This window comes from Pseudoalteromonas sp. 68 DY56-GL68, assembly GCF_041414825.1.
GTDB lineage: Bacteria > Pseudomonadota > Gammaproteobacteria > Enterobacterales > Alteromonadaceae > Pseudoalteromonas.
This window is the reverse complement of the sequence record NZ_JAOCZL010000008.1, coordinates 208,005-230,678: the sequence shown is the minus strand read 5'-3', so window position 1 is coordinate 230,678 and position 22,674 is coordinate 208,005. Positions and strand designations below refer to the sequence as shown.

The following is a 22,674-nucleotide window of genomic DNA, read 5'->3' as shown; positions in this document are numbered from 1 at the left end:
GTTCCAATGAGTATTGAAATTAATGTACCAGATATCGGTGGCGATGAAGTTGAAGTAACCGAAATCCTTGTTAGCGTTGGTGATAAGGTTGAGGTTGATCAATCGTTATTAACGGTTGAAGGCGACAAAGCATCAATGGAAGTACCTGCTGCACAAGCAGGTACGGTTAAAGAGATTAAAGTTGCTGAAGGTGACACGGTGACAACCGGTTCACTTATTATGATCTTCGAAGGTGAAGAACAAGCTTCTGCATCTTCTGAAACAAAAGAAGAAGCTAAAGCCGAGCCTGCTAAGCAATCTTCAGGTTCAGCGTCACAAGAAGTAACTGTACCAGATATCGGCGATGATGAAGTTGAAGTAACGGAAATCATGGTTGCGGTAGGTGACACAGTTGAAGAAGAGCAATCTTTACTAAGCGTTGAAGGCGATAAAGCATCAATGGAAGTACCAGCACCATTTGCAGGTACTGTTAAAGAGATCAAAATCGCGACAGGCGATAAAGTGAAAACAGGCTCTTTAATCTTCGTTTTTGAAACTGCATCAAGTGGCTCTGAGGCGCCTGCTGCTGAGTCTGCACCAGCAGAAGAAGCGCCAGCTGAAACCGCATCAAGCACTAAAGAAGTGAATGTGCCTGACATCGGCGGTGATGAAGTTGAAGTTACCGAAGTGATGGTATCTGTAGGTGATAAGGTTGAAGAAGATCAATCAATCTTAAACGTTGAAGGCGATAAAGCATCAATGGAAGTACCTGCGCCATTTGCTGGTACGGTTAAAGAAATTAAAGTAGCAGCGGGCGATAAAGTATCAACTGGCTCTCTTATCTTTGTATTTGAAGTTGCTGGCAGTGCTAAAGCAGCGCCAGAAGCTAAAAAAGAGTCAGCACCAGCACCAAAGGCTGAATCTGCACCTGCTGCAAAACCAGCTGCGGCTAAAGCAAGCAAAGAAGAGTTTGCTGATAACAAAGCGTATGCTCATGCATCGCCTGTTGTACGTCGTTTAGCGCGTGAATTTGGTATTAACCTAGCAAACGTAAAAGGCACAGGTCGTAAAAATCGTGTTGTCAAAGAAGACGTGCAAAACTATGTTAAAGAGCTAGTTAAGCAAGTTGAATCAGGTAATGCTGGCAAAGGCAATGCTGGTGGCGGTGAGTTAGGTCTTATCCCGTGGCCGAAAGTTGATTTTGCTAAATTTGGTGAAATCGAAGAGAAGAAACTTTCTCGTATTCAAAAACTTTCAGGTGCTAACTTACACCGTAACTGGGTGCAAATCCCGCACGTTACACAGTTTGATGAAGCGGATATCACAAGCTTAGAGGCATTTCGTAAAGAGCAAAACGCCCTTGCTGAGAAGAAAAAACTCGGTGTTAAAATCACGCCACTGGTATTTGTGATGAAAGCGGCGGCTAAAGCCCTTGCTGAATTCCCAACGTTTAACTCTTCACTGTCTGAAGATGGTGAAAGCTTAATCTTGAAGAAATACATCAACATCGGTGTTGCCGTTGATACGCCAAACGGTTTAGTTGTTCCGGTATTCAAAGATGTTGATAAGAAAGGCATCATTGAACTTTCTCGTGAGTTAATGGAAGTGTCGGCTAAAGCACGTGATGGCAAGCTAACGTCATCTGATATGCAAGGCGGTTGTTTCACAATTTCAAGCCTTGGTGGTATCGGTGGTACAGCATTTACACCTATCGTGAATGCACCTGAGGTCGCAATTTTAGGTGTCTCTAAATCAGAGATGAAGCCTAAGTGGAATGGCAAAGAATTTGAGCCTAAGTTAATGGTTCCATTATCAATGTCATACGACCATAGGGTAATTGACGGTGCCTTAGCAGCACGCTTTACTGTGACGCTAGCAAGCTACATGAGCGATATTCGCCAGCTTGTGATGTAATCGCTTCATAATTTATAAGAATCAAATCCCAGCAAGTTGTTTTTTGCTGGGATTTTTACCATTGGCAATGATACAATCTTTGCTATAGAACAATCTTGGTATAGATATCTGCTCTCCCTTTCTGCCTTGCAGAAACATGGCAGTTAAACTTAGGGCAGTGTCCCGTTCAAACATTTAAGGTAATAGCATGAGCAACGAATTAAAAACTCAAGTTGTTGTACTAGGCGGTGGTCCTGGTGGTTATTCTGCGGCTTTCCGCGCTGCTGACTTGGGCTTAGAAGTTACATTGGTAGAATCTCGCAACACATTAGGTGGTGTTTGTCTTAATGTGGGTTGTATTCCTTCAAAAGCACTTTTACACGTAGCTAAAGTGATTGATGACGCGGCAGAAATGTCATCTCACGGCGTTACTTTTGGTAAGCCTGAAATCGACCTAGATAAAATCCGTGATTGGAAAGAGTCTGTAATTGGTCAGTTAACTGGCGGCCTAGACGGCATGGCTAAAATGCGTAAAGTGAAAGTAGTAAGTGGCTACGGTAAGTTCACTGGTAGCAACACACTTGCTGTTGAAGGTGAAGACGGTACAACAACTATCACATTCGATAATGCTATTATTGCAGCGGGTTCTCAGCCTGTTAACTTACCTTTCATCCCTGAAGATGACCGTGTAATCGATTCAACTGGCGCGCTTGAACTTAAAGACGTACCTGAGAAACTACTTGTTTTAGGTGGTGGTATCATCGGTCTTGAAATGGGTACTGTATACCGTGCACTAGGTTCTGAAATCGATGTCGTTGAGTTTGCTGATCAATTAGTTCCAGCTGCTGATAAAGACGTTATCAAGATTTACCAAAAATACGTTAAGAACAAGTTTAACGTAATGCTATCTACTAAAGTAACTGGCGTTGAAGCAAAAGACGACGGTTTATATGTAACATTTGAAGGTAAAAATGCTCCGGCTGAACCTGTACGTTACGACAAAGTACTTGTTGCTGTTGGCCGTACACCAAACGGTAAATTACTTGATGCTGACAAAGCAGGTGTTAATGTTGATGAGCGTGGCTTCATCAATGTTGATAAGCAGCTTAAAACAAACGTTGATCACATCTTTGCTATCGGTGACATCGTTGGTCAACCTATGCTTGCGCACAAAGCGGTTCACGAAGCTCACGTTGCTGCAGAAGTTATTTCTGGTCAGAAACACTTCTTCGATCCTAAGTGCATTCCTTCAATCGCATACACAGATCCAGAAATCGCATGGGTTGGTGTAACTGAGAAAGAAGCGAAAGAGCAAGGCTTAAGCATCGAAACTGCTGTATTCCCTTGGGCTGCTTCTGGTCGTGCAATCGCTTCAGCACGCACTGAAGGTCAAACTAAGCTAATCTTCGATAAAGATTCAGGTCGTGTTATCGGTGGTGCGATGGTTGGTATCAACGCAGGTGAAATGCTAGGTGAAATCGGCTTAGCAGTTGAAATGGGCGCAGACGGTGAAGACCTAGCGTTAACTATTCACGCTCACCCAACGTTAAACGAATCAATCGGTCTAGCTGCTGAAATCTTCGAAGGTTCAATCACTGACCTTCCAAACAAAAAAGCAGTTAAAAAGAAGTAAGTTCTTTTGACTAATCGTTTTAAAAACCCAGCTTTGGCTGGGTTTTTGTTTTTTAATCACAGATTTCTATTCCCCTTATTTTTAGCTACAATACGCGCCGTTCAACTTTCTGGTAAATGCAGTGGCTACAATCTCCAATAACTCCGTTTTAGAACTTCGCGCAAAACAAATGGCTGAGTCGCGTCGTGAATTTAAAGCTCGTGGCGCAAAGCTAACACGGTGTGAGCGCTGTCTGCTTGCAGAGCATTATTGTATTTGTGAAGGGGTTGAACAGGCCGAGTGTAATGCGGCAGTCTGCTTACTTATGTACCATAATGAGAGTTTTAAGCCGTCAAATACTGGCCGTTTAATTGCTGAAATCGTGCCAGATAATCATGCCTTTAAATGGGATAGAACCACCCCCGATGAAGCCTTATTAAGTTTATTGGCAGATCCTCAGTATCAGCCTATGGTTATTTTTCCTGCCAGCGATGTAGACGATGAAGAGCGCGTGATCACCGAAGTAATTCCTGTTGAAGGTAGGCGTCCATTGTTTATCTTCTTAGATGGTACTTGGCGCGAAGCAAAGAAGATGATCCGTAAAAGTCCTTATTTAGATAATTTGCCTGTTCTTTCAATTACCCCAGAGAAGCTCTCGGATTACCGATTGCGTGTTGCCCCACATGAACATCAACTAGGCACCGCTGAGGTGGCTATTATGGTGCTTGCCCTTGCTGGTGAGAAAGACGCTACACAAAAGCTTGAGCAACATTTTATTAAGTTTAGAGATGCCTACCTGCTTGGTAAGCGAAATAAGGGGCGACCGGAGTAATAACTCTTTACTTAATTTTAGGCAAAAGAAAAGCGCGTACTATCGCTAGTCGCGCTTGCGGAATCTTCTTAATTTTTTGCATCCTGCAATTGAACCTAATCAACTCCATAAACTTTGCCAATCCATGCTATTGCACTTTACTTGTTGGTTCTGTGCAATTTAAGGCAATTCTGCCTTACTTCCTTTTTAGTCCTTTACATCCTTGCTGGTAAATTCTTTACCTGTCCTTTACGCGTCATCCTAACGCTATCCTTTTATTAGCAACTCCGTTGCGATGCCCTTACAGCCTGTCCCTTGTTCCACTTTTTAACGTCCTGTATAACAACATCCTGTTGTTATGCCTTTCCACATCATCCTGATGCTGTCCGTAGGTTGTCATTCCATTGCGTTACTCTTCCTGAGCCTGTCCTTGTTTCCTTTATTTCCTTATGAACCTAAATCCTCGGTTATGAGTAATGTATTTTTTCCGTTTACTCATTAAGCGTCTTGCTTAGTTGATGTAAGTAATTATAGAGAGTTAGCCAAGCCTTGGTAGGTTAAAATCATGCATAAATAGAGCGTTATTTTATTGCAATAAATATAAATTCCTTTATTTTCAATTATTTGCTTTTTTATTTGCAGTGTTAACCTGCGCTTTTTACTCAATAACTGTCATGCAGGTGAGATATGTCTTACAGGTAAATTCCTAAATAGCGATAGGCATAACTTGATTGTGAGTAAAACAGATGTAATTTCGCTTCAGTCTAGGTAAAATACTTGAGAATCGTTATTATTTAGGTGTTATAAAATGAGAAAGAAAGCCTTAGTATTATTAACAGCTTTGATAAGCACACCTGTGTTTGCAGCTGATGTTGTAAATATATATTCGTTTCGTCAGCCTTTTTTGATTAAACCTATTTTAGATGATTTTACCAAGCAAACAGGTATCAAAACGAATGTCGTGTTTGCGAAAAAAGGACTCATCGAGCGTGTGAAGCGCGAGGGCAAACACAGCAAGGCTGATCTTGTGCTCACTTCAAATTTTAGTGCGCTTATTCAGTTAGAAGATCTTAACTTAACCCAAAAGATTCAAAGCGATGTTGTCAGTGCTAATGTGCCAAGTACATTTCGTGATAGTGATGGACAATGGGTTGCGCTTACAAAGCGTGTTCGTAATGTTTATTCATCTAAAGAACGTGTTGGGGCATTACCTGAGCTAACTTATGAAGACCTTGCTGATCCTAAATACAAAGGTAAGCTATGCACACGTTCGGGTAAACATCCCTATAATTTAGGCTTAGTAGCTTCTATGATTGCTCATCATGGAGAGGCAGAAGCAAAGCAGTGGCTGGAAGGTGTAAAGGCGAATCTTGCTCGTAAGCCTCAGGGTAATGACCGTGCTCAAGTAAAAGCCGTAAAAGAAGGTTTGTGTGACATCGCTTTAGGTAACAGTTACTACTTTGGCAAAATGATGCAAGATGAACAGCAAAAATCATGGGCAGAAGCCGTTCATATTAACTTTCCTAACCAAACTAATCGTGGCTCACATATTAATGTCTCGGGCGTGGTAATGACGAAATACGCCAAAAACCCTGAAAATGCCTTGAAACTGATTGAGTATATGACCGACAATAAGGCACAAAATATGTATGCCTCAGTCAATATGGAATACCCAGTAAAAAATGGGGTTGAATTATCTGAGATGGTTGCATCATGGGGTGAGTTTAAAGAAGATAGTCTTCCACTCGATGAAATTAGTAAATATCGTCCAGCGGCACTGAAGCTGATTGATGAAGTGAAGTTTGATTTATAACGAGAACACACCTCGTTTTATAAAAGCTGTTTTTTAACAGCTTTTATTTTATCTGGTATTAATCCACTTATGCATGTGAAGTTTTCGCTGTCGCGTTGGCAGCTTTTAGCTTGGCTAATTGGCCTGCTGCTTGTTACACCTTTAGGTTTTTTGTTATTTGAATCTCTACAGGGGGATTCGGATGTATTTCAGCATCTTTTCGATACGGTGCTGTGGGATTATACCCGTAATACGTTATTGCTCATCCTAGGAGTGGGGCTTTTAAGTTGTGTTATTGCGTTGCCGCTAGCGTGGTTAACGGCTTATTGTGACTTTCCTGGGCGAAAGCAGTTTGAGTGGGCGTTAATGCTGCCCTTAGCAATGCCTACCTATTTAATTGCTTATGTTTACACTGACCTACTTGATTACGCAGGGCCTGTGCAAATAGCCTTAAGAGAGTGGTTTGGTTGGCAATCACCGGATGATTACTGGTTTTTTGATATTCGCACTTTAATTGGGGCGATCGTGATGATTGCCTTGGTGCTTTATCCTTATTTATTTCTGATTTTCAAAACGGCACTTAGAGAACAGTCATTTAAATTAGTACAAGCAAGTCAGCTTATGGGACTTTCGCCAATACAAAGCTTTTTAAGAGTTAGCTTACCGCTTGGACGCGGTGCGATTGTCGCGGGTATTACCTTGATCAGTATGGAAGCAATGGCCGACTTTGCTACAGTTAACTACTTTGCCGTGAGCACACTCACGACTGCTGTTTACGATACGTGGCTTGGTTATTACTCGTTAACAGCTGCAGCGAAAATCTCGGGTATTATGCTGCTCATTTTATTTTTAACTATCATGGTTGAGCGCTTTAGCCGTCGCAATCAAGCTGTGTATGAGCGTCAATCTAGCGTTAATAGCGCAACACTTTATCGCTTAAAAGGCGGTGCTGCATGGGCTGCAAGCTTAGCTTGCTCAGTCGTACTGGTACTGGCTTTTATCTTGCCGGTTGGGGTGTTAGTTAAATACGCCGTTGTGTATGCGGATGAAGCATGGAATGGGGCATTTTTTAATTACGCTTGGCAAAGTTTTAAAGTAGCGATTGTGGTGAGCCTTGTAACCATTTTACTGAGCTTACTGGTCTTGTTTTATCAGCGGATTGCTAAACACGCTTACCCTTTGATCCCAGGGCGTTTAGCAAGTACTGGCTATGCTCTGCCAGGAACCGTGCTCGCCATCTCGGTATTGTTGCCTCTAACTCAATTAGATGATGCATTAAATAACTGGCTTGAGCCTTTTGGCTTATCGCCTGGGTTACTTTTGAGTGGCACTTTATTTGCGATGATATTTGCTTATGTTGTGCGGTTTTATGCGATTGCGCATGGGGCACTTGAAAGCAGCTTCTTACGTATCAGCCCGTCGTTAGATATGGCAAGCCAATCAATGGGGAAGGGGCCATTGCAAACTTTGCGTAAAGTTCATTTACCCTTGTTAAAACGCGGCATTCTTACCGCTGGCTTGTTAGTCTTTATTGAATGCATGAAAGAGCTGCCCGCCGCATTATTATTAAGGCCATTTAACTTTGAAACACTGGCAACCCATGTGTTTCAGTATGTTAGTGATGAGCAGTTGGAGCTTGCCTCAATTTCAGCGTTATTGATTGTTTTAGTGGGGCTTATTCCTTTGTATTTCGTTAATCGTTCGATGGAGCAAAATCACTCATGAGCCATTTAGTAATTAAAGACTTAGCTTATCAGTATAATGGCACTAAAGTCTTGAGTGGGTTAAACCTCAATGTAAAGCAAGACGAAATAGTGTGTTTATTAGGGGCCAGTGGCTGTGGCAAAACCACAACCCTAAAAGCAATCGCGGGAATTTTGCAGCCTGAGCAAGGTTACATGAGTATCGATTCTAATGTTGTGAACGATAATGGTTTTTTTGTTGCACCCCAAAAGCGCAATATCGGCATGATGTTTCAAGATTATGCGCTATTTCCTCATCTTACAGTGAGTGACAATATTGCGTTTGGTCTCAACAATATGAGTAAAGAGCAAAAACGTGAGCGAGTGAACGAGATGCTCACTTTAGTTAAGCTTGATGGTTGTGCCAAGCGATATCCTCACCAGCTCTCAGGTGGTCAACAGCAACGTGTCGCGATTGCCCGTGCACTTGCCTATAAACCAAGCTTGTTACTTCTTGATGAGCCATTTTCAAATATTGATACCCAAGTAAGGTTTGAGCTGATTGCCGACATACGTCGAATTATCAAAGCGCAAAAAGTTTCTGCGGTATTTGTTACCCATTCAAAAGAAGAGGCGTTTGCCTTTGCTGACACACTTGCTGTTATGCATGGTGGAAAAATAGCCCAACAAGGCTCTGCTGAGCAGTTATTTAGCCAACCTAACTCAAAGGTGGTTGCAGAGTTTCTTGGTACGGGCATATACTTAACGGCAAAAGCATTAACCGCAACTGAATATGAGACGGTGTTCGGGGTTGTATCGTCAATCAATGCAGGTAACCATGATTGCGTACAAGGTCAAATTTATGTGCGCCCTCATCATATTCAATTGTGTAAAGCAGAAAATGGCGATGCTCAAGGCTTAACTATTTTGCAAAGACGTTTTATCGGCACGCGTTATGTGTACCGTATTAATATTGCAGGGCAGGAGCTCGAAGTGGCCGCAGAGCAAGACCACGTTTTCTCGGTCGAACAGCCAGTAAAAATAAAAATAATGCCGCACACGGTCAATTTTTTTCGAGATTAAACATGATGTGAAATCCTAAATTGTTGATTGTGTGCCTGATAATGAATAGCTAAGGATTCACTATGGCGCAAGCGCAATCTGGGATTTGTGCTGAAGCAAACTTACATGGTTTGCACCTGTTTTTTAACGTCTATGATGGCCAAGATGAGTCATTACGAAAAAAACTAAAGCGTGTAAATGTAATACAAGACGAATTTTCTGATCAGTTTTCTGAGGCTATGCTGTCTTGTGTTGTTGCTGTTGGGGCGCAATATTGGCCGCATATATTGCCTGAGTTTATTCCAAGTCAATTACAGAGCTTTCCTAATGTCACACACAGTGAACATGTTGTAAGCGTACAACCGTTCGATTTATTTGTGCAAATCCGCTCTGACCGTGAAGACGTCAATCATTTATTTGCTCTGCAAATTTTAAAATTGTTTACACCGGATGTTGAACTGGTGGAGCAAGTTCGTAATTTTCGTTTTTTAGATGGGCGAGATTTTAATGGTTTTATCTACGCCGGCGACACGCCCCACGGAAGACAAAAACGCAGTACGGCACTAGTCAATAAACCAGGACATTTTGAAGATCAAGGTAGTTATATTCATGTGCAGCGGTTTGTCCACGACCTAACGGTGTGGCAGTACTTGTCTTTATCAGAACAAGAGCAAATAATGGGGCGTACTCGCCTTGATAATACCTTGGTTGTGCCGGCAATTGAGACGAGCCATGCAGTGAGATCAGAGCTTAAAGACGAGCATGGTCAGCCGCTATTACTCAATCAGAGTATGCCATTTGGCGACGTTCACAAACAGGGCATACTTATGGTGTCGTGTGCCGCGCAAGGTGACTCGTTTGAACATGTACTGAAAAGTCGTTTAGGGCAGGGCGAGCATTATGATCATTGGCTTGATTTCACACAAGCTGATATGGGATCGGCATTTTTCGCCCCGTCAGTGAATTTTCTAAAGCAACTTTAAACTGTATCGAATAAGGTTCGAACACGCTCAAGCGTAACGTCAATTTCAGAGACCTTTGCAGGGGCAATAAAAATAGTATCGTCACCTGCAATGGTTCCCAGCACACCGTCTGCTTTACCTAATGAATCAAGTAAACGTGCAATAAGCTGTGCAGCACCTGGACTGGTGCGAATGATGATCATCATTTCGTTATGCATAATGTCAATAACAAGCTGACGTAGTGGGCTTTTCGCTGTTGGTACGCCCATTTCAGCCGGTAAGCAATACACCATTTCTTGTTTCGCGTTACGAGTACGTACCGCACCAAATTTACTCAACATGCGCGAGACTTTACTCTGGCTGATATTATCGAAGCCTTGCTCTTTTAATGCATCTACAATTTCGCCTTGTGAGCCGAAGTTTTCTTCTTTTAATAACGATTTAAACGCTTTGATTAGTGCTTCTTGTTTATCTTGAGGTTGCATGCTGTCGTATCTTTATTCATAAAATGTGAGGTAATTCTACACAATTATGCATACTTATGCAGTATTTGTTTGAATTTGTCGGCCAAATGAAGACACTTTACAGCATAGTTTACAACTATGGTCGAAATTATATGCGAAATAAGCAGGATAAATTTGTTTTTAGTCGCTAATTTCATTATCTTTAGGGCCACAAGTATTTCCTACCTCAAATTACGGAGAATTCCAATGAAAGTTGCTGTTTTAGGCGCAGCTGGCGGTATCGGCCAAGCATTGTCTTTATTATTAAAAACAAGTTTACCTGCAGGTTCTGAATTATCGTTATACGATGTTGCCCCTGTTGTTCCTGGTGTAGCGGTTGATCTTTCTCACATCCCAACAGACGTTAAAGTTGAAGGCTTTGGTGCTGACAACCTAGACGATGCTTTAGTTGGTTGTGATATCGTTCTTATCCCAGCGGGTATGCCGCGTAAGCCGGGTATGGACCGTGCGGACCTTTTCAACGTAAACGCAGGTATCATCAAAACATTAGCTGAAGGCATCGTTAAAAACTGCCCTAAAGCGTTAGTAGGTATCATCACTAACCCAGTTAACGGTACTGTGCCAATCGTTGCTGAAGTATTCAAAAAAGCGGGTACTTACGATGCGAATCGTGTATTCGGTATCACAACACTTGACGTGATCCGTTCAGAAGCATTTGTTGCTGAGCTTAAAGGTTTAAGCGCTACAGACGTTAAAGTTCCAGTGATCGGTGGTCACTCAGGTACGACTATTCTTCCTCTTCTTTCTCAAGTGGAAGGTGTTACTTTCACCGACGAAGAAGTTGCAGCATTAACACCACGTATCCAAAATGCGGGTACTGAAGTTGTTAACGCTAAAGCGGGTGGCGGTTCAGCGACGCTTTCAATGGGTGCAGCTGCAGCTCGTTTTTGTATGTCTTTAGTTAAAGGCTTACAAGGTGAAGAAGTTGTTGATTACGCATACGTTGCAGTTGAGAACGGCGACGCAGCATACTTCGCACACCCAGTACGTTTAGGTAAAAACGGTGTTGAAGAAATCCTTTCTTACGGTGAGTTAAGTGCTTTTGAAGAGCAAGCTAAGAATGATATGTTAGCGACACTTAACAAAGACATCCAAGAAGGTGTTGATTTCATCAACGGTTAATACCCAGATGAAAATGGGGATATTCTCTAGTCGATGTCCTCAATAGTAAAAAAGCCTGCAATTGCAGGCTTTTTTGTGGCTCGAATAAATTGAGTTTAATGATCCCGTGCAACGGCGATACGGGCTAAACTCTCAAGTGCTTGCTTGTACGGTGTATCTGGTAAAAAGGCAATACAAGCAATCGCTTTGTCGGCTTCTTGTTCTGCTTTTTGCATCGCAAACTCAAGGGCTTTAGTATCAGCTAATGCCGTTAGAATGCTCTCTAAGTGGTCCATACCATTACCAAGCTCAATGGCTTCGCGTACTAGCTTAACTTGCTCTGGTGTGCCTTTTTGCATTGCGTAGATTAGCGGTAGGGTAGGTTTACCTTCAGCTAAATCATCACCAATATTCTTACCAAGTTGCGTGGCATCTGCATTGTAATCAAGCACATCATCAACAAGCTGGAAGGCGGTGCCTAAATGCATGCCGTATAAGTTTAAGGCATCAAGGGTGTGTTGATTTTGCTCAGTGATAATGGCGGCTAAACCGGTAGCAGCCTCAAATAATTTAGCGGTTTTGCTGTAAATAACCTGCATATAGCTTTGTTCTGTGGTGTCAGGGTCATTACAGTTCATCAATTGTAGTACTTCGCCTTCTGCGATGACATTCGTTGCATCTGCAAGTGTTTGCATAATAGGCATTTTACCCAGCCCAACCATTAACTGGAATGAACGAGTATAGATAAAATCACCTACTAATACGCTGGCTGCATTACCAAACTCTGCATTAGCAGTGGGTGTTCCTCTGCGCAGGTTAGATTCATCTACAACATCATCATGTAGTAAGGTTGCGGTATGAATAAACTCTATGATGGTGGCAAGCGTAATGTGGTCTTTACCCTCATAACCAAGTGCTTTTGCCGCTAAAATAGCTAACATAGGGCGTACACGTTTGCCGCCGCTGTTTACTATATATAAGCCAAGCTGGTTTACCAATGCGACGTCTGAGCGCATTTGGGCGTGTATTAGTTGATTGACGTCATTCATTTCACTTTCAATTAACGTCTGGATAGCTTTTATATCCATTGATCTCCGAGCCGATTTTTATGGGTATACGGGGCTGATTGTACATCAAAAATTGCGCTTGCTCGATATTTTGTGACGATTCACCAAAAAAACACCTTAAAGTTTTTTATTTAGGGCAAAATTTGTGGAGTTAAGTTTATCACCTTGTTTAATAAGTAATCGGTATTACTACCTCGGTGACTCGGTTTTGTGACTGAAATTTAATTGTCACAAGATCGTAAAAAGCGCTTGGCAAGAGGCGTTTTTAGGATAAAATAAGGGAAAATATTGAATTGCTCTCAATGCAGCTATTTTTTATTCATTTTATCGAAAAAGAGGCTTGCTAGTTTTTGCGCATTAGCGTAAACTTCGCGCCCTATTGAAGAATATTTTAGTTGCGTCGATTTGAGGGCGCACAGACGGAGTTAATTATGTACGCGGTTTTCCAAAGTGGTGGTAAACAGCACCGTGTGACTGAAGGTCAAACAATTCGTCTTGAGAAATTAGACGTTGAAACTGGTGCAGCAGTTGAATTTGATTCAGTACTTTTAGTTGCTGATGGTGAGAAAATCGAGATCGGTGTACCGTTCGTAAACGGTGGTAAAGTGACAGCTGAGGTTGTTTCACACGGTCGCGGTGAGAAAGTGAAGATTGTTAAATTTAGACGTCGTAAGCATTCTCGTAAGCAAATGGGCCATCGTCAATGGTTCACTGAAGTTAAAATCACTGGCATTAGCGCTTAATTTAGAGGTACTGAGAAATGGCACATAAAAAAGCAGCTGGTAGTACTCGTAACGGTCGCGATTCAGAAAGCAAACGCCTAGGTGTTAAGCGTTTTGGTGGCGAATCAGTTCTAGCGGGCAGCATCATTGTTCGTCAACGTGGTACTCGTTTCCACGCTGGCGCTAACGTAGGTATCGGTAAAGACCACACTATCTTCGCAAAAGCAGATGGTAAAGTTCAATTCGAACAGAAAGGTCCTTTAAACCGTAAATACGTAAATATCGTAGCTGAGTAATCATCTCGATATTTGAAAAACCCCGCCTTTGCGGGGTTTTTTGTTTTAAGGTACTCGATTATATAGCTAAGCATCTTCGGCACTGTACGAAGATGCTTAGCTATATAATTAGGTGTATAATAGAGTTATTAATAAGCCAATCTTAAAGTGAGTAATCATGAAGTTTGTAGATGAAGTAGAAATTCGTTGTGACGCGGGTGATGGCGGCAGCGGTGTCGTATCTTTCCGACGTGAAAAATATGTGCCGGATGGCGGTCCTGACGGCGGTGATGGCGGCGATGGTGGCAGTGTCTATCTACAAGCTGATGAAAACTTAAACACACTTATTGACTATCAATTTGAGCGTTTTCATAAAGCAGAGCGTGGCACAAATGGTCAAAGCCGTAATATGACGGGTAAAAAAGGTGCAGACCTTGTGTTAAAGGTACCTGTTGGCACTCGTATTACGGATGTTGATACTGAAGAGTCATTAGGTGATCTTACTCAACACGGTCAAAAAACGGTTGTTGCTAAAGGTGGTTTCCATGGCTTAGGGAATGCACGCTTTAAATCGAGCACAAACCGTGCTCCTCGTCAAAAAACACTGGGGACACCAGGTGAGGTTCGTAGTTTACGTTTAGAGCTAATGCTACTTGCAGATGTTGGTTTACTGGGTTTGCCAAATGCAGGCAAGTCAACGTTCATTCGCAGCGTATCAGCAGCAAAGCCGAAAGTAGCAGATTATCCGTTTACTACATTGGTACCAAACCTAGGTGTGGTTCGTCCTGATGCTAATAAGTCATTCGTGATTGCTGATATCCCAGGCTTAATTGAAGGCGCATCAGACGGTGCAGGTTTAGGAATTCGTTTCTTAAAGCATCTAGAGCGTTGTCGCGTACTTTTACATATTATTGATGTGATGCCTGTTGATGGTTCAAACCCTGTCGATAATGCCTTTGCTATCATTAATGAGCTACACCAATACAGCCCTAAGCTTGCTGAGAAACCTCGCTGGTTAGTATTTAATAAGATTGATCTACTACCAGCAGATGAAGCTGAGGCTTTATGTAAGCAAATTGCTGAGGAGATAGGCGAAGAGACAAACGTGTATCAAATTTCAGCAGCAAATAAGCAAAATACGCAAGCCTTGTGTCATGACATTATGGCGCTATTGGATAGCATGCCAAAAGAAAAGTTTGCTGAAGAAGAAAAAGAAGAAGTTGAATTTAAGTGGGATACTTATCATCAAAAAGCAACATCGAAAGATGATGACGATTGGGATGATTGGGACGAAGATGACTACGACGTTGAAGTCATTTACGAACGTTAAAATTTTAAATAAAAAAGGAGCTTTTGCTCCTTTTTTGTTATTAGGAAAAAAGTATTAGGATTTAATGTGAAAATTTCAATGATTGCTGCAATGGCAAATAACCGTATTATTGGCCAAGATAATCAAATGCCATGGCATTTACCTGCTGACTTACAACACTTTAAGCAAGTAACAATGGCTAAACCTGTCATTATGGGCCGTAAAACATTTGAATCTATTGGCCGACCTTTACCTGGGCGTCAAAATATTATTATTAGTCGTAATGCAGAATATAAAGCTGAAGGCATTGAGGTTGTGACTTCGCCTGAAGCGGCGCTAGCCCTTGTAAAAGAAGAAGATGAAGTGATGATCATCGGTGGTGGAAACATCTATCAGCAATTTCTTGCTCAAGCTGAACGTCTATATTTGACTTTTATCAATTTGGATGTAGAAGGGGATACTCAGTTCCCAGATTACGAAAATGTTGCTGATTGGACAATTGTAGAGCAAGAGCAGAAGCAACCAGATAACAAAAACCCTTACTCATATACCTTTGTTACTTTGTATAAAAATTCGTAACATTATTGCGATGAATCAGATTGATTGGTACAATAATAGTCAATCTTGGTAAGTAAAAAGTATTACATAAGGGCAAAATATGATAAAGCTACCAAATATGTTACTAGCTGCGGCAGTTGTTTCGGCTTCAGTTGCGTACACCGCACCCGTTAAAGCTAATGATCAACTAGCTATTTCTATTTGTGAGTATATTGCTGCGGACGACAAAAGCCGTTTACGTGGTAAATTAAAAAGTTCACGTATTAAAATTCGTAACATCATTGATTCTGTAAAGTGTAATGGTAACAATATGCTTCGCCACGCGATTGAAAGCGGTGCAAATGATACCGGCGAATACATTGTTAAAAACCTTTCTAAAAGCTCTTTAGAAGACGGTGCAGACCTTGCTTGGGCTGAATCTAATCATAGTGGCTCGCCTCTTATCGCAGTTATTAAAGAGCGCGCAGGACTTTAATTCCAAAAGTCATAAAAGCGTTTGAAAAGCCGCACATGTTGCGGTTTTTTTGTGCCTGAGTGATACCAATCCACAATACTACTTAATCATTTTGAGGGATTAAACCTGTTGCTATCTGTGTTAAAAATTTCTGATTTACGACTGTATGGATGCAGGAGGAAGAGCAATGCAGGAGCAATTGCCGAGAACAACGAAATTCTTACCTTGTTATCAATGAGGTTTTATTGCCTCAAAATAGGCCTGCTAATTAAGCGAATTGGTATGGTTGCTGTTCGCGAGACATTTATCAAATACTCCTGATTTTATTTATAAAAAAACCGTGTTTGCTATCGCAAACACGGTTTTTAGTAGTCTAAATTGTCAGTAGCCGTCTACACTTTAAACGCATCAACTGATAAGCGCAGCTCCTCAGCAAGCTTAGCGACTTCAGAGCTTGAGATGTTGGTCTGGTTAGCCCCTTCTGCCGTTTGCTCTGCGATTGCAACGATTGACTCCAATCGTTCGCTAATTTCTTGTGATACTTGCTGTTGCTCGTGTGCCGCTGTCGATATTTCCTCACTAACATTATGTGCTTGTGCAACGGCAGCAGTGATTGAATCAAGAGCTGTATTGGCCTGATCTGATTGCTCAACACATGATTCAGCTTGTTGCTTACCTTTCGACATAGCTGATACAGCAGCTTCAGCACCAACCTGAAGCGATTCAATCATAGCTTGAATCTCTTGCGTAGACTCTTGTGTTTTACTTGCTAGAGAGCGTACTTCGTCTGCCACAACCGCAAAGCCTCGGCCTTGCTCACCAGCACGTGCTGCTTCAATAGCGGCATTTAGTGCAAGCAGGTTAGTTTGTTCTGCAATACCACGAATTACATCTAAGATACCGCCAATCGACGCGCTGTCTTTATGAAGCTTATTGATAACTTGCGATGCATCATCTACCTCACGAGCAAGCTGTTCAATAGTTGCCTTGTTTTGTGATGAGATACCTTTAACACGCTCTGCTTCTTTATCTGCGTTTTTAATTTCACTCAATGCCTGCTGTGCACTGCTGCTTACAGCCTGTGAGGTGCTGCTCATTTCAGTGGTTGCGGTGGCAGCTTGTTCAACCTGAGCTTGTTGGTTACGGATAGCTTGGCTAGATTCTTCAGTGATGGCTGAAGTCTCTTCAGATGCCGCCGCAAGCTGAGTTGAACGAGAGATAATGCCTTGAATAAGTGTACGCAAGCTTTCGATTAGTGTATTACAGCTTCGCGATAACTCACCAAACTCATCTTTGGCAGTATCATCTAAACGTTGTGTCATATCGCCACTTGCAACAATATCGAGTACTCGGTTTACTTCAGCAAGTGGTTTAGTGATACGACTAACGGTAATCGCTGCAACAGCAATGGCAAGTAGAGTTGCGATAACCATGGCAATCCAAGTCCAAATAGTTGCTGTAGATACATTGCCACTTACATCTTGTTGTAAGTCGAAAGCAAGCACGGTCGATTGATCTACGAGTTCTTTAAGTTGCTTTAGCGCTTCTGCCGTCGACTTTTCTGCATTTGCCAGCTCAGCTTGAGTTTGTGCAATAGCATCAATCAAACGCTTTTTATTTGCAGATAAGCTGTTATTTCCTTTTACATTTTTAGCCAGTGCTTCGTAGTAGCCGTTCAGATCATTAAATAAACCCGCATTGCTATCAATAATAGCAGGGCGGATTAAACCTAAACTACGCTCAACTTCTTCAAGGTAGTATGTTTGCTCATTTTTTATGATATCGAGGGTGTTGTGGGTTTTAACCGTTAGCATATCGGTACTATTTGTTACCACAGACTGAAAATTATTCTCCATGCTATTGGCTGCTTGATAAGCGCGTGAGTTATTTTCTTCAAGTCCATCGATGTCAATAATATCAAGCACGACTGAGTTGGCGTCTTCAGCACTGAGCTCAATCTCTTCTAATTGAGTGCGAAGTGTCTTATTAAGTTCTAATTGGGTTTTCTTATCGGCAAATAAGTTATCTACAGATTTAACAAAGCGTTTGTAGGTTTGCTCAACTTGCTGGCTGCTTTGCTTAAGTTCAGGATCGTTGCTAACAACATCTTGTAGTTCTTGGTATGAGCTATCGTAGCGCTTTTTCTGCTCATTAAAGCTTTTGCGTAAGCCTGCAAGCTCATCTTGAGAGGTTGAATAAAAGCTCGCTTGAGCTGATTTACTCATTAAAATGAACTCGACCTGTAATTCATAACTTTTGTCTAGTGCAGGCAACGATAGCTGGTTCACTCGCTGTGTTGATTGATCAATACTGGTAATTCTGATCAATGAGTTACCACCAATAAATAGCAGGAGTAACGTAATGACAATGAAGCCACCCCAAATACGCTGTCTAACGGTCAAGTTCATAAATAATTCCACAAAAGAGTACTAATCCAAACTTATCGGCAGGGTTACCAATAAGTTAAGTATTTAAATTTAATTAGCTTTAATTTAAATTTACTTTAATTGTTATAAATCTAACAGATGTTCAGTTAATTTTCAGTTTATTTTAGATGAAAGAGTGGGAACTTTCGATAAAATGCTTCTTTTGTGCGAGTTCCATGAGTGTCATGCTCCCACCCCAAACACAACCGGTGTCAAGTCCATGCACATTTTTTTTATTGGTTTTCCCTTCAAGGGCAGCCCAGTGACCAAAAACAAGGTGTTGTTTTAATTGTGAAATATTAGGGTGTTCAAACCAAGGTATTATTGAGCTATTGTCACTAACACTGGTTTTGTTATGTAACTCAAGCTTGCCATCACTGTCGACAAAGCGCATACGTGTAAAGTAGTTAACAATATAGCGAAACTTGGCTTCTTTACTCAAAGTTGATTGCCACTCAGTGGGGTGTGGTTCGTACATGTGAGTAAAGTAATGGATTGCATCAGGTCCTTGATAGCAAGTCTGTGCAAATTGTGCCCGCTTTAGCGCTTTTTTAATGGACCAGTTTGGATTTAAGCCAGCATGGCTGATAAAGGTATCGTGATGTGCAAGCCAAATTGCAAGAGGTTGATGCTGAAGAAACTTGATATAGTCAGCACGTTTAGGGCTATCAAAAACAGGGCCGAGTTTATCTTTTGGGTTTGCCGGCTTGTTTAAATAATGGCAGGCAATAAGATGTAGGTCATGATTACCTAAACTAATACTGACACTGCCTTGCATATTGTAAAGCCGTTCAAGGCAAGCAAGAGAGTCAGGGCCTCTGGCGACAATATCACCGACTAAGTAAAGGTGATCTTGACTTGGATTAAAGTTAACACGCTCGAGAAGCCTGTTAAATTCAAAATAGCAGCCTTGTAGATCACCAATTGCGTAGTCGGCCATTGTTACTTAATGCAGTATATTAGGGCGAGCTAGACGAAATACGTCAATGGGGGCTTCAAATTCAGTGCCGAATTCATTGCGCATTGTATAATAACCTTGCATCGTGCCAACAGGTGTATCGAGCACAGCGCCACTGGTGTATTTGTAACTTTCGCCAGGGGCAATGGTTGGAGTTTCACCAACAACACCTTCGCCCTGTACTTCAACTTCTTTGCCATTAGCATCCGTTATTAACCAATAACGACTCAATAGCTTAGCACTGCACAAACTGTGGTTTTTAATAGTGATAGAGTAGGCAAAAACGTATTTATCCTGTTCAGGTTCTGATTGCCCTTCAACATAAAAGGTCTCCACAGAAACTTTTATAGGTGAACCCAGATTACTGCTTGTTGTCATAAATCCAATTAGCTATATCAATAAATTGTTGTAAAGACAGGCTTTCTGCACGAAGCGTGATATCAATGCCAATACTTGTGAGCTCTTCAGCTGTAAGTAGGTTTGATAAACTGTTACGTAATGTTTTACGGCGTTGATTAAATGCTTCTAAACAGACTGTGTTTAATAGTTTGGTACTTTTTGCACTACGTTGCTCAGGCTTTTTAGGGATTAAACGGATGACCGCTGAGTCAACTTTAGGTGCAGGCTTAAAGCACTCTGGTGGAACATCAATCACTGGCATTGCGTGGCAATAGTACTGCGTCATCACACTTAAACGACCAAATGCTTTGCTACCAGGGCCTGCTACCATACGCTTCACCACTTCTTTTTGTAGCATGAAGTGCATATGTTCAACATTGTCTGCAAATTCAAATAGATGAAAGAGTAGCGGCGTTGAGACGTTATAAGGTAAGTTACCAAAAATTTTCAGCTTTTCATCTGCTTTTATCAAAGAACTAAAGTCGAACTTCATGGCATCACCTTGATGCACAGTTAACTTAGGTCCTAAAAAAGGGTGACTGGTTAAACGCTCGGCTAGATCTTTATCTAGTTCAACAACAGTTAAATGGCCGCTTAGCTCAGCCACAGGCTCAGTAATAGCCCCAAGGCCTGGGCCGATTTCTACTAAATTGTCTTCAGGTTTAGGATCAATAGCCGTGACTATTTTGTCGATGATCATGTCATCATTTAAAAAGTTTTGACCAAAACGCTTACGGGCGCGATGTCCTAAATGTACTTTATCTGTCATTGATTTTGTGCTTTTTCATGGGCGAGCTTAATCGCTTCGCGGATTGCTAATTCAAAACTACCCACATCAGCTGTACCAGTTCCAGCGAGATCGAGAGCTGTACCATGATCGACTGATGTGCGAATAAATGGCAATCCAAGGGTGATGTTAACTGAATTGCCGAAACCTTTGTATTTTAGCACAGGTAATCCCTGATCGTGATACATTGCGAGTACCGCGTCTGCCTGAGATAAATATTTATCTTGGAAAAGGGTATCGGCGGGTAATGGCCCTATTAAGTTCATACCTTGATTATTTAAAAGCTCAAGTGTTGGTGTTATCGTTTCGATTTCTTCACGGCCTAGGTGGCCATCTTCACCTGCATGCGGGTTTAAACCGCACACTAAGATACGTGGCTTTTCGATTCCAAATTTGGTTTGTAAATCATGGTTTAAAATTGTGGCAACCTTGCTCAGACGTTCAACTGTAATTGCTCGCGATACATAAGCCAGTGGTATATGCGTGGTAACAAGCGCAACACGTAAGCCCTCAGTGGCTAATAGCATAACAACATCAGCGGTATTTGATTGCTGAGCAAAGTACTCAGTGTGACCACTAAATGAGATACCCGCTTTATTGATAATACCTTTATGCACGGGGCCAGTGACTACAGCAGCAAAGGTGCCATCCATGTTTTTTTCGCTGGCTATACGTAACGTGTCTAAGACATACTGTCCGTTGGCATCATTTAACACGCCAACTTCAACCTCTGCACCAAGATCAACTTGATGTAAATAAACACTCCCTGCAGGAGCCGTTGTTGGCGCTTGATTTTCATCAAACTTAATTAGGTCGATTGATAATCCTAGTTGCTTAGCGCGCTCTTTTAAAAGCGCGCCGTCAGCGATCACAACCAGTTGAGCATCCCATTGATGTTGAGCTAGTTTTATAAGTAAATCTGGGCCTATGCCAGCAGGCTCACCAGGGGTTATTGCTACTCTAATTGTCATGACGTTTATTCTGCCGGAAAGATATCAACATGGGCTTGTTCACGCATTTCTTGCTGCCAGTTGAAGCTTTCTTCTTTAAATTTACGGTTAAACAGTAATTGGTGAGCACGGTTACGTTTTGCCAGCTCTGTTTTGTCTGCTACGCGTTTGCCCAAAAGTTGTACAATGTGCCAACCGAACTGTGTTCTAAATGGTTCACTGATTTCATCTTTTTCTAATGAAAGAAGTGTATTTTTAAACTCAGGTACATAGGTACTTGGATCAGTCCAGTCGTACTCGCCACCTTTTAATGCTGAACCAGGGTCTTCAGAGTATTCTTTTGCTAGCTCTGCAAAGTCAGCTTTGCCTTCACGTAGCTCTTTTGCAAAGCCTTTTAGCATATCACGGGCTTTCTCTTCACTTAAGATGATTGAGGGCTTGATAAGAATATGGCGAGAGCGTACTTCTGTTGTTTCAACAACTTGGCGTCCACGTACGTCTTGAACTTTAATTATATGAAAGCCTGCGCCTGAGCGAAGTGGGCCAACAATATCGTCTTTTTTATGGCCTTTTACTGCCTCAGCAAAAAGAGAGGGCATTTCATTGATGCTCATCCAGCCTAGTTGACCACCTTCAAGTGCTTTTGAGCCACTTGATGATGAAATTGCAATACGCTTGAATTCTTTACCATCTTCTAAGAACTCGATGACTTTATCAGCACGAGTTTTTGCGCTCGCAATTTCATCAGGTGTTGCATCACTTGGGATATCAATCAAGATATGACCGATGTCATACTCTTCGGCATTTTTACCCTGAGTTTCCATGATTTTTAAAAGGTTATCGATTTCTTGTGGGCTAATATAAATTCGGCGATCTACATTGGCACGCATCACTTGCTGGGTTGTTATTTCTTTACGGATTTCTTCGCGATAAGCAGGGAAACTTTCACCTGACGCTTCTATCGTGCGACGTAAATCAGCGATGCTACCGCCTTGCTCACGCGCCATGTTTTCGAGGGTTTGATCAAGTTGAGAATCAGAAATCTCAAGACCCATACGCTCGGCAAGTTGCATCATAAGCGCTTGGTTTACTAAACGCTCAATTGCTTGAATACGCAGGGTGTCATCAGAAGGAAGCTCTTGGCCTTGTTCTGCTGCTTGCGCTTTAACACGGTTAATAATTGTGTCGACTTCACTTTGTAAAATTACGCCTTGGTTAACCACGCCAACTACTTTGTCAATTTCGACAGGCTTGGCGAAGACACTTTGGCATAGGCCAACTGTTAATAATGCAGATGCAAATAATTTTTTAAAATTCATATTTTTTCTAATACTCTTGCTAATAGTACTGC

The 22,674-nt window shown here is 41.8% G+C and carries 21 protein-coding genes; 13 read left to right on the top strand and 8 right to left on the bottom strand.

Features of this window, described 5'->3' with window-relative positions; genetic code table 11:
* The first annotated feature begins 6 nt into the window (after window positions 1–6).
* From aceF to NYF15_RS06340, 7 genes are all read left to right on the top strand, one after another.
* Window positions 7–1,893: a pyruvate dehydrogenase complex dihydrolipoyllysine-residue acetyltransferase gene (aceF, locus tag NYF15_RS06370; RefSeq protein WP_371353094.1), complete on the top strand. Its 1,887-nt coding sequence runs from the start codon at window positions 7–9 to the stop codon at window positions 1,891–1,893.
* A 187-nt stretch (window positions 1,894–2,080) separates the two neighbouring features.
* A complete protein-coding gene (lpdA, locus tag NYF15_RS06365; protein ID WP_062570074.1) occupies window positions 2,081–3,505 on the top strand; it encodes a dihydrolipoyl dehydrogenase in 1,425 nt (474 codons plus the stop codon).
* 169 nt (window positions 3,506–3,674) lie between these two features.
* Window positions 3,675–4,316, top strand: coding sequence for a tRNA-uridine aminocarboxypropyltransferase (locus NYF15_RS06360; protein WP_371353113.1), 642 nt, complete (start codon window positions 3,675–3,677; stop codon window positions 4,314–4,316).
* Window positions 4,317–5,103: 787 nt separating this feature from the next.
* Entirely contained in the window at window positions 5,104–6,108 is a 1,005-nt protein-coding gene (locus NYF15_RS06355; RefSeq protein ID WP_130150722.1) for a Fe(3+) ABC transporter substrate-binding protein, read from the top strand.
* Window positions 6,109–6,177: 69 nt separating this feature from the next.
* On the top strand, window positions 6,178–7,812 hold the full coding sequence (locus tag NYF15_RS06350; protein ID WP_371353093.1) for an ABC transporter permease: 1,635 nt from the start codon (window positions 6,178–6,180) through the stop codon (window positions 7,810–7,812).
* Window positions 7,809–8,852 carry an ABC transporter ATP-binding protein gene (locus NYF15_RS06345; protein WP_130150724.1) on the top strand — a complete coding sequence of 348 codons (1,044 nt, stop codon included), beginning with the start codon at window positions 7,809–7,811 and terminating at the stop codon, window positions 8,850–8,852. Before NYF15_RS06350 ends, NYF15_RS06345 begins: the two co-directional genes overlap by 4 nt.
* 62 nt (window positions 8,853–8,914) lie before the next feature.
* Complete coding sequence (locus NYF15_RS06340) at window positions 8,915–9,814, top strand: Dyp-type peroxidase (RefSeq protein WP_371353092.1); 900 nt, start codon at window positions 8,915–8,917, stop codon at window positions 9,812–9,814.
* Here NYF15_RS06340 and argR read toward each other — a convergent pair.
* Window positions 9,811–10,278, bottom strand: a complete 468-nt coding sequence (gene argR, locus NYF15_RS06335; RefSeq protein WP_062570079.1) for a transcriptional regulator ArgR — start codon at window positions 10,276–10,278, stop codon at window positions 9,811–9,813. The genes NYF15_RS06340 and argR overlap by 4 nt on opposite strands.
* 225 nt (window positions 10,279–10,503) lie before the next feature.
* Between argR and mdh the strand changes: the two genes are divergently transcribed.
* Entirely contained in the window at window positions 10,504–11,439 is a 936-nt protein-coding gene (gene mdh / locus NYF15_RS06330) for a malate dehydrogenase (RefSeq protein ID WP_130150726.1), read from the top strand.
* A 95-nt stretch (window positions 11,440–11,534) separates the two neighbouring features.
* Here mdh and ispB read toward each other — a convergent pair whose 3' ends face one another.
* Window positions 11,535–12,506 carry an octaprenyl diphosphate synthase gene (gene ispB, locus NYF15_RS06325; protein WP_371353091.1) on the bottom strand — a complete coding sequence of 324 codons (972 nt, stop codon included), beginning with the start codon at window positions 12,504–12,506 and terminating at the stop codon, window positions 11,535–11,537.
* A 410-nt stretch (window positions 12,507–12,916) separates the two neighbouring features.
* On the opposite strand from ispB, the gene rplU reads away from it, so the two are divergent.
* From rplU to NYF15_RS06300, 5 genes are all read left to right on the top strand, one after another.
* The gene (gene rplU, locus NYF15_RS06320; RefSeq protein WP_036965957.1) at window positions 12,917–13,228 is read left to right on the top strand and encodes a 50S ribosomal protein L21; all 312 of its coding nucleotides are present in this window, start codon (window positions 12,917–12,919) and stop codon (window positions 13,226–13,228) included.
* A 17-nt stretch (window positions 13,229–13,245) separates the two neighbouring features.
* Window positions 13,246–13,503, top strand: coding sequence for a 50S ribosomal protein L27 (gene rpmA / locus NYF15_RS06315; RefSeq protein WP_054551015.1), 258 nt, complete (start codon window positions 13,246–13,248; stop codon window positions 13,501–13,503).
* A gap of 157 nt (window positions 13,504–13,660) precedes the next feature.
* Window positions 13,661–14,812 carry an Obg family GTPase CgtA gene (gene cgtA / locus NYF15_RS06310; protein ID WP_371353090.1) on the top strand — a complete coding sequence of 384 codons (1,152 nt, stop codon included), beginning with the start codon at window positions 13,661–13,663 and terminating at the stop codon, window positions 14,810–14,812.
* A gap of 78 nt (window positions 14,813–14,890) precedes the next feature.
* Window positions 14,891–15,370, top strand: coding sequence for a type 3 dihydrofolate reductase (gene folA / locus NYF15_RS06305; RefSeq protein ID WP_371353112.1), 480 nt, complete (start codon window positions 14,891–14,893; stop codon window positions 15,368–15,370).
* Between the two features lie 79 nt (window positions 15,371–15,449).
* Entirely contained in the window at window positions 15,450–15,824 is a 375-nt protein-coding gene (locus tag NYF15_RS06300) for a DUF3718 domain-containing protein (RefSeq protein WP_341803855.1), read from the top strand.
* A gap of 371 nt (window positions 15,825–16,195) precedes the next feature.
* On the opposite strand, the gene NYF15_RS06295 is transcribed toward NYF15_RS06300, so the two are convergent.
* The 6 genes from NYF15_RS06295 to surA form a co-directional block, all read right to left on the bottom strand.
* Window positions 16,196–18,211 (bottom strand): methyl-accepting chemotaxis protein, encoded by a 2,016-nt coding sequence (locus tag NYF15_RS06295; RefSeq protein ID WP_130150729.1) that lies wholly within the window; start codon window positions 18,209–18,211, stop codon window positions 16,196–16,198.
* 142 nt (window positions 18,212–18,353) lie between these two features.
* Complete coding sequence (locus NYF15_RS06290; RefSeq protein WP_371353089.1) at window positions 18,354–19,169, bottom strand: symmetrical bis(5'-nucleosyl)-tetraphosphatase; 816 nt, start codon at window positions 19,167–19,169, stop codon at window positions 18,354–18,356.
* A 6-nt stretch (window positions 19,170–19,175) separates the two neighbouring features.
* Complete coding sequence (apaG, locus tag NYF15_RS06285; RefSeq protein WP_036965974.1) at window positions 19,176–19,565, bottom strand: Co2+/Mg2+ efflux protein ApaG; 390 nt, start codon at window positions 19,563–19,565, stop codon at window positions 19,176–19,178.
* Complete coding sequence (gene rsmA, locus NYF15_RS06280) at window positions 19,549–20,355, bottom strand: 16S rRNA (adenine(1518)-N(6)/adenine(1519)-N(6))-dimethyltransferase RsmA (protein ID WP_130150731.1); 807 nt, start codon at window positions 20,353–20,355, stop codon at window positions 19,549–19,551. Before rsmA ends, apaG begins: the two co-directional genes overlap by 17 nt.
* Entirely contained in the window at window positions 20,352–21,344 is a 993-nt protein-coding gene (gene pdxA / locus NYF15_RS06275; protein WP_130150732.1) for a 4-hydroxythreonine-4-phosphate dehydrogenase PdxA, read from the bottom strand. Before pdxA ends, rsmA begins: the two co-directional genes overlap by 4 nt.
* 5 nt (window positions 21,345–21,349) lie before the next feature.
* Window positions 21,350–22,642, bottom strand: coding sequence for a peptidylprolyl isomerase SurA (gene surA, locus NYF15_RS06270; RefSeq protein WP_062570089.1), 1,293 nt, complete (start codon window positions 22,640–22,642; stop codon window positions 21,350–21,352).
* Between the last annotated feature and the right edge of the window lie 32 nt (window positions 22,643–22,674).

What these genes read in the sequence shown, in the direction of transcription:
- aceF (WP_371353094.1), top strand. Translation starts at nt 7, where the DNA reads ATGAGTATTGAAATTAATGTACCAGATATCGGTGGCGATGAAGTTGAA.
- lpdA (WP_062570074.1), top strand. Translation starts at nt 2,081, where the DNA reads ATGAGCAACGAATTAAAAACTCAAGTTGTTGTACTAGGCGGTGGTCCT.
- NYF15_RS06360 (WP_371353113.1), top strand. Translation starts at nt 3,675, where the DNA reads ATGGCTGAGTCGCGTCGTGAATTTAAAGCTCGTGGCGCAAAGCTAACA.
- NYF15_RS06355 (WP_130150722.1), top strand. Translation starts at nt 5,104, where the DNA reads ATGAGAAAGAAAGCCTTAGTATTATTAACAGCTTTGATAAGCACACCT.
- NYF15_RS06350 (WP_371353093.1), top strand. Translation starts at nt 6,178, where the DNA reads ATGCATGTGAAGTTTTCGCTGTCGCGTTGGCAGCTTTTAGCTTGGCTA.
- NYF15_RS06345 (WP_130150724.1), top strand. Translation starts at nt 7,809, where the DNA reads ATGAGCCATTTAGTAATTAAAGACTTAGCTTATCAGTATAATGGCACT.
- NYF15_RS06340 (WP_371353092.1), top strand. Translation starts at nt 8,915, where the DNA reads ATGGCGCAAGCGCAATCTGGGATTTGTGCTGAAGCAAACTTACATGGT.
- argR (WP_062570079.1), bottom strand. Translation starts at nt 10,278, where the DNA reads ATGCAACCTCAAGATAAACAAGAAGCACTAATCAAAGCGTTTAAATCG.
- mdh (WP_130150726.1), top strand. Translation starts at nt 10,504, where the DNA reads ATGAAAGTTGCTGTTTTAGGCGCAGCTGGCGGTATCGGCCAAGCATTG.
- ispB (WP_371353091.1), bottom strand. Translation starts at nt 12,506, where the DNA reads ATGGATATAAAAGCTATCCAGACGTTAATTGAAAGTGAAATGAATGAC.
- rplU (WP_036965957.1), top strand. Translation starts at nt 12,917, where the DNA reads ATGTACGCGGTTTTCCAAAGTGGTGGTAAACAGCACCGTGTGACTGAA.
- rpmA (WP_054551015.1), top strand. Translation starts at nt 13,246, where the DNA reads ATGGCACATAAAAAAGCAGCTGGTAGTACTCGTAACGGTCGCGATTCA.
- cgtA (WP_371353090.1), top strand. Translation starts at nt 13,661, where the DNA reads ATGAAGTTTGTAGATGAAGTAGAAATTCGTTGTGACGCGGGTGATGGC.
- folA (WP_371353112.1), top strand. Translation starts at nt 14,891, where the DNA reads ATGATTGCTGCAATGGCAAATAACCGTATTATTGGCCAAGATAATCAA.
- NYF15_RS06300 (WP_341803855.1), top strand. Translation starts at nt 15,450, where the DNA reads ATGATAAAGCTACCAAATATGTTACTAGCTGCGGCAGTTGTTTCGGCT.
- NYF15_RS06295 (WP_130150729.1), bottom strand. Translation starts at nt 18,211, where the DNA reads ATGAACTTGACCGTTAGACAGCGTATTTGGGGTGGCTTCATTGTCATT.
- NYF15_RS06290 (WP_371353089.1), bottom strand. Translation starts at nt 19,169, where the DNA reads ATGGCCGACTACGCAATTGGTGATCTACAAGGCTGCTATTTTGAATTT.
- apaG (WP_036965974.1), bottom strand. Translation starts at nt 19,565, where the DNA reads ATGACAACAAGCAGTAATCTGGGTTCACCTATAAAAGTTTCTGTGGAG.
- rsmA (WP_130150731.1), bottom strand. Translation starts at nt 20,355, where the DNA reads ATGACAGATAAAGTACATTTAGGACATCGCGCCCGTAAGCGTTTTGGT.
- pdxA (WP_130150732.1), bottom strand. Translation starts at nt 21,344, where the DNA reads ATGACAATTAGAGTAGCAATAACCCCTGGTGAGCCTGCTGGCATAGGC.
- surA (WP_062570089.1), bottom strand. Translation starts at nt 22,642, where the DNA reads ATGAATTTTAAAAAATTATTTGCATCTGCATTATTAACAGTTGGCCTA.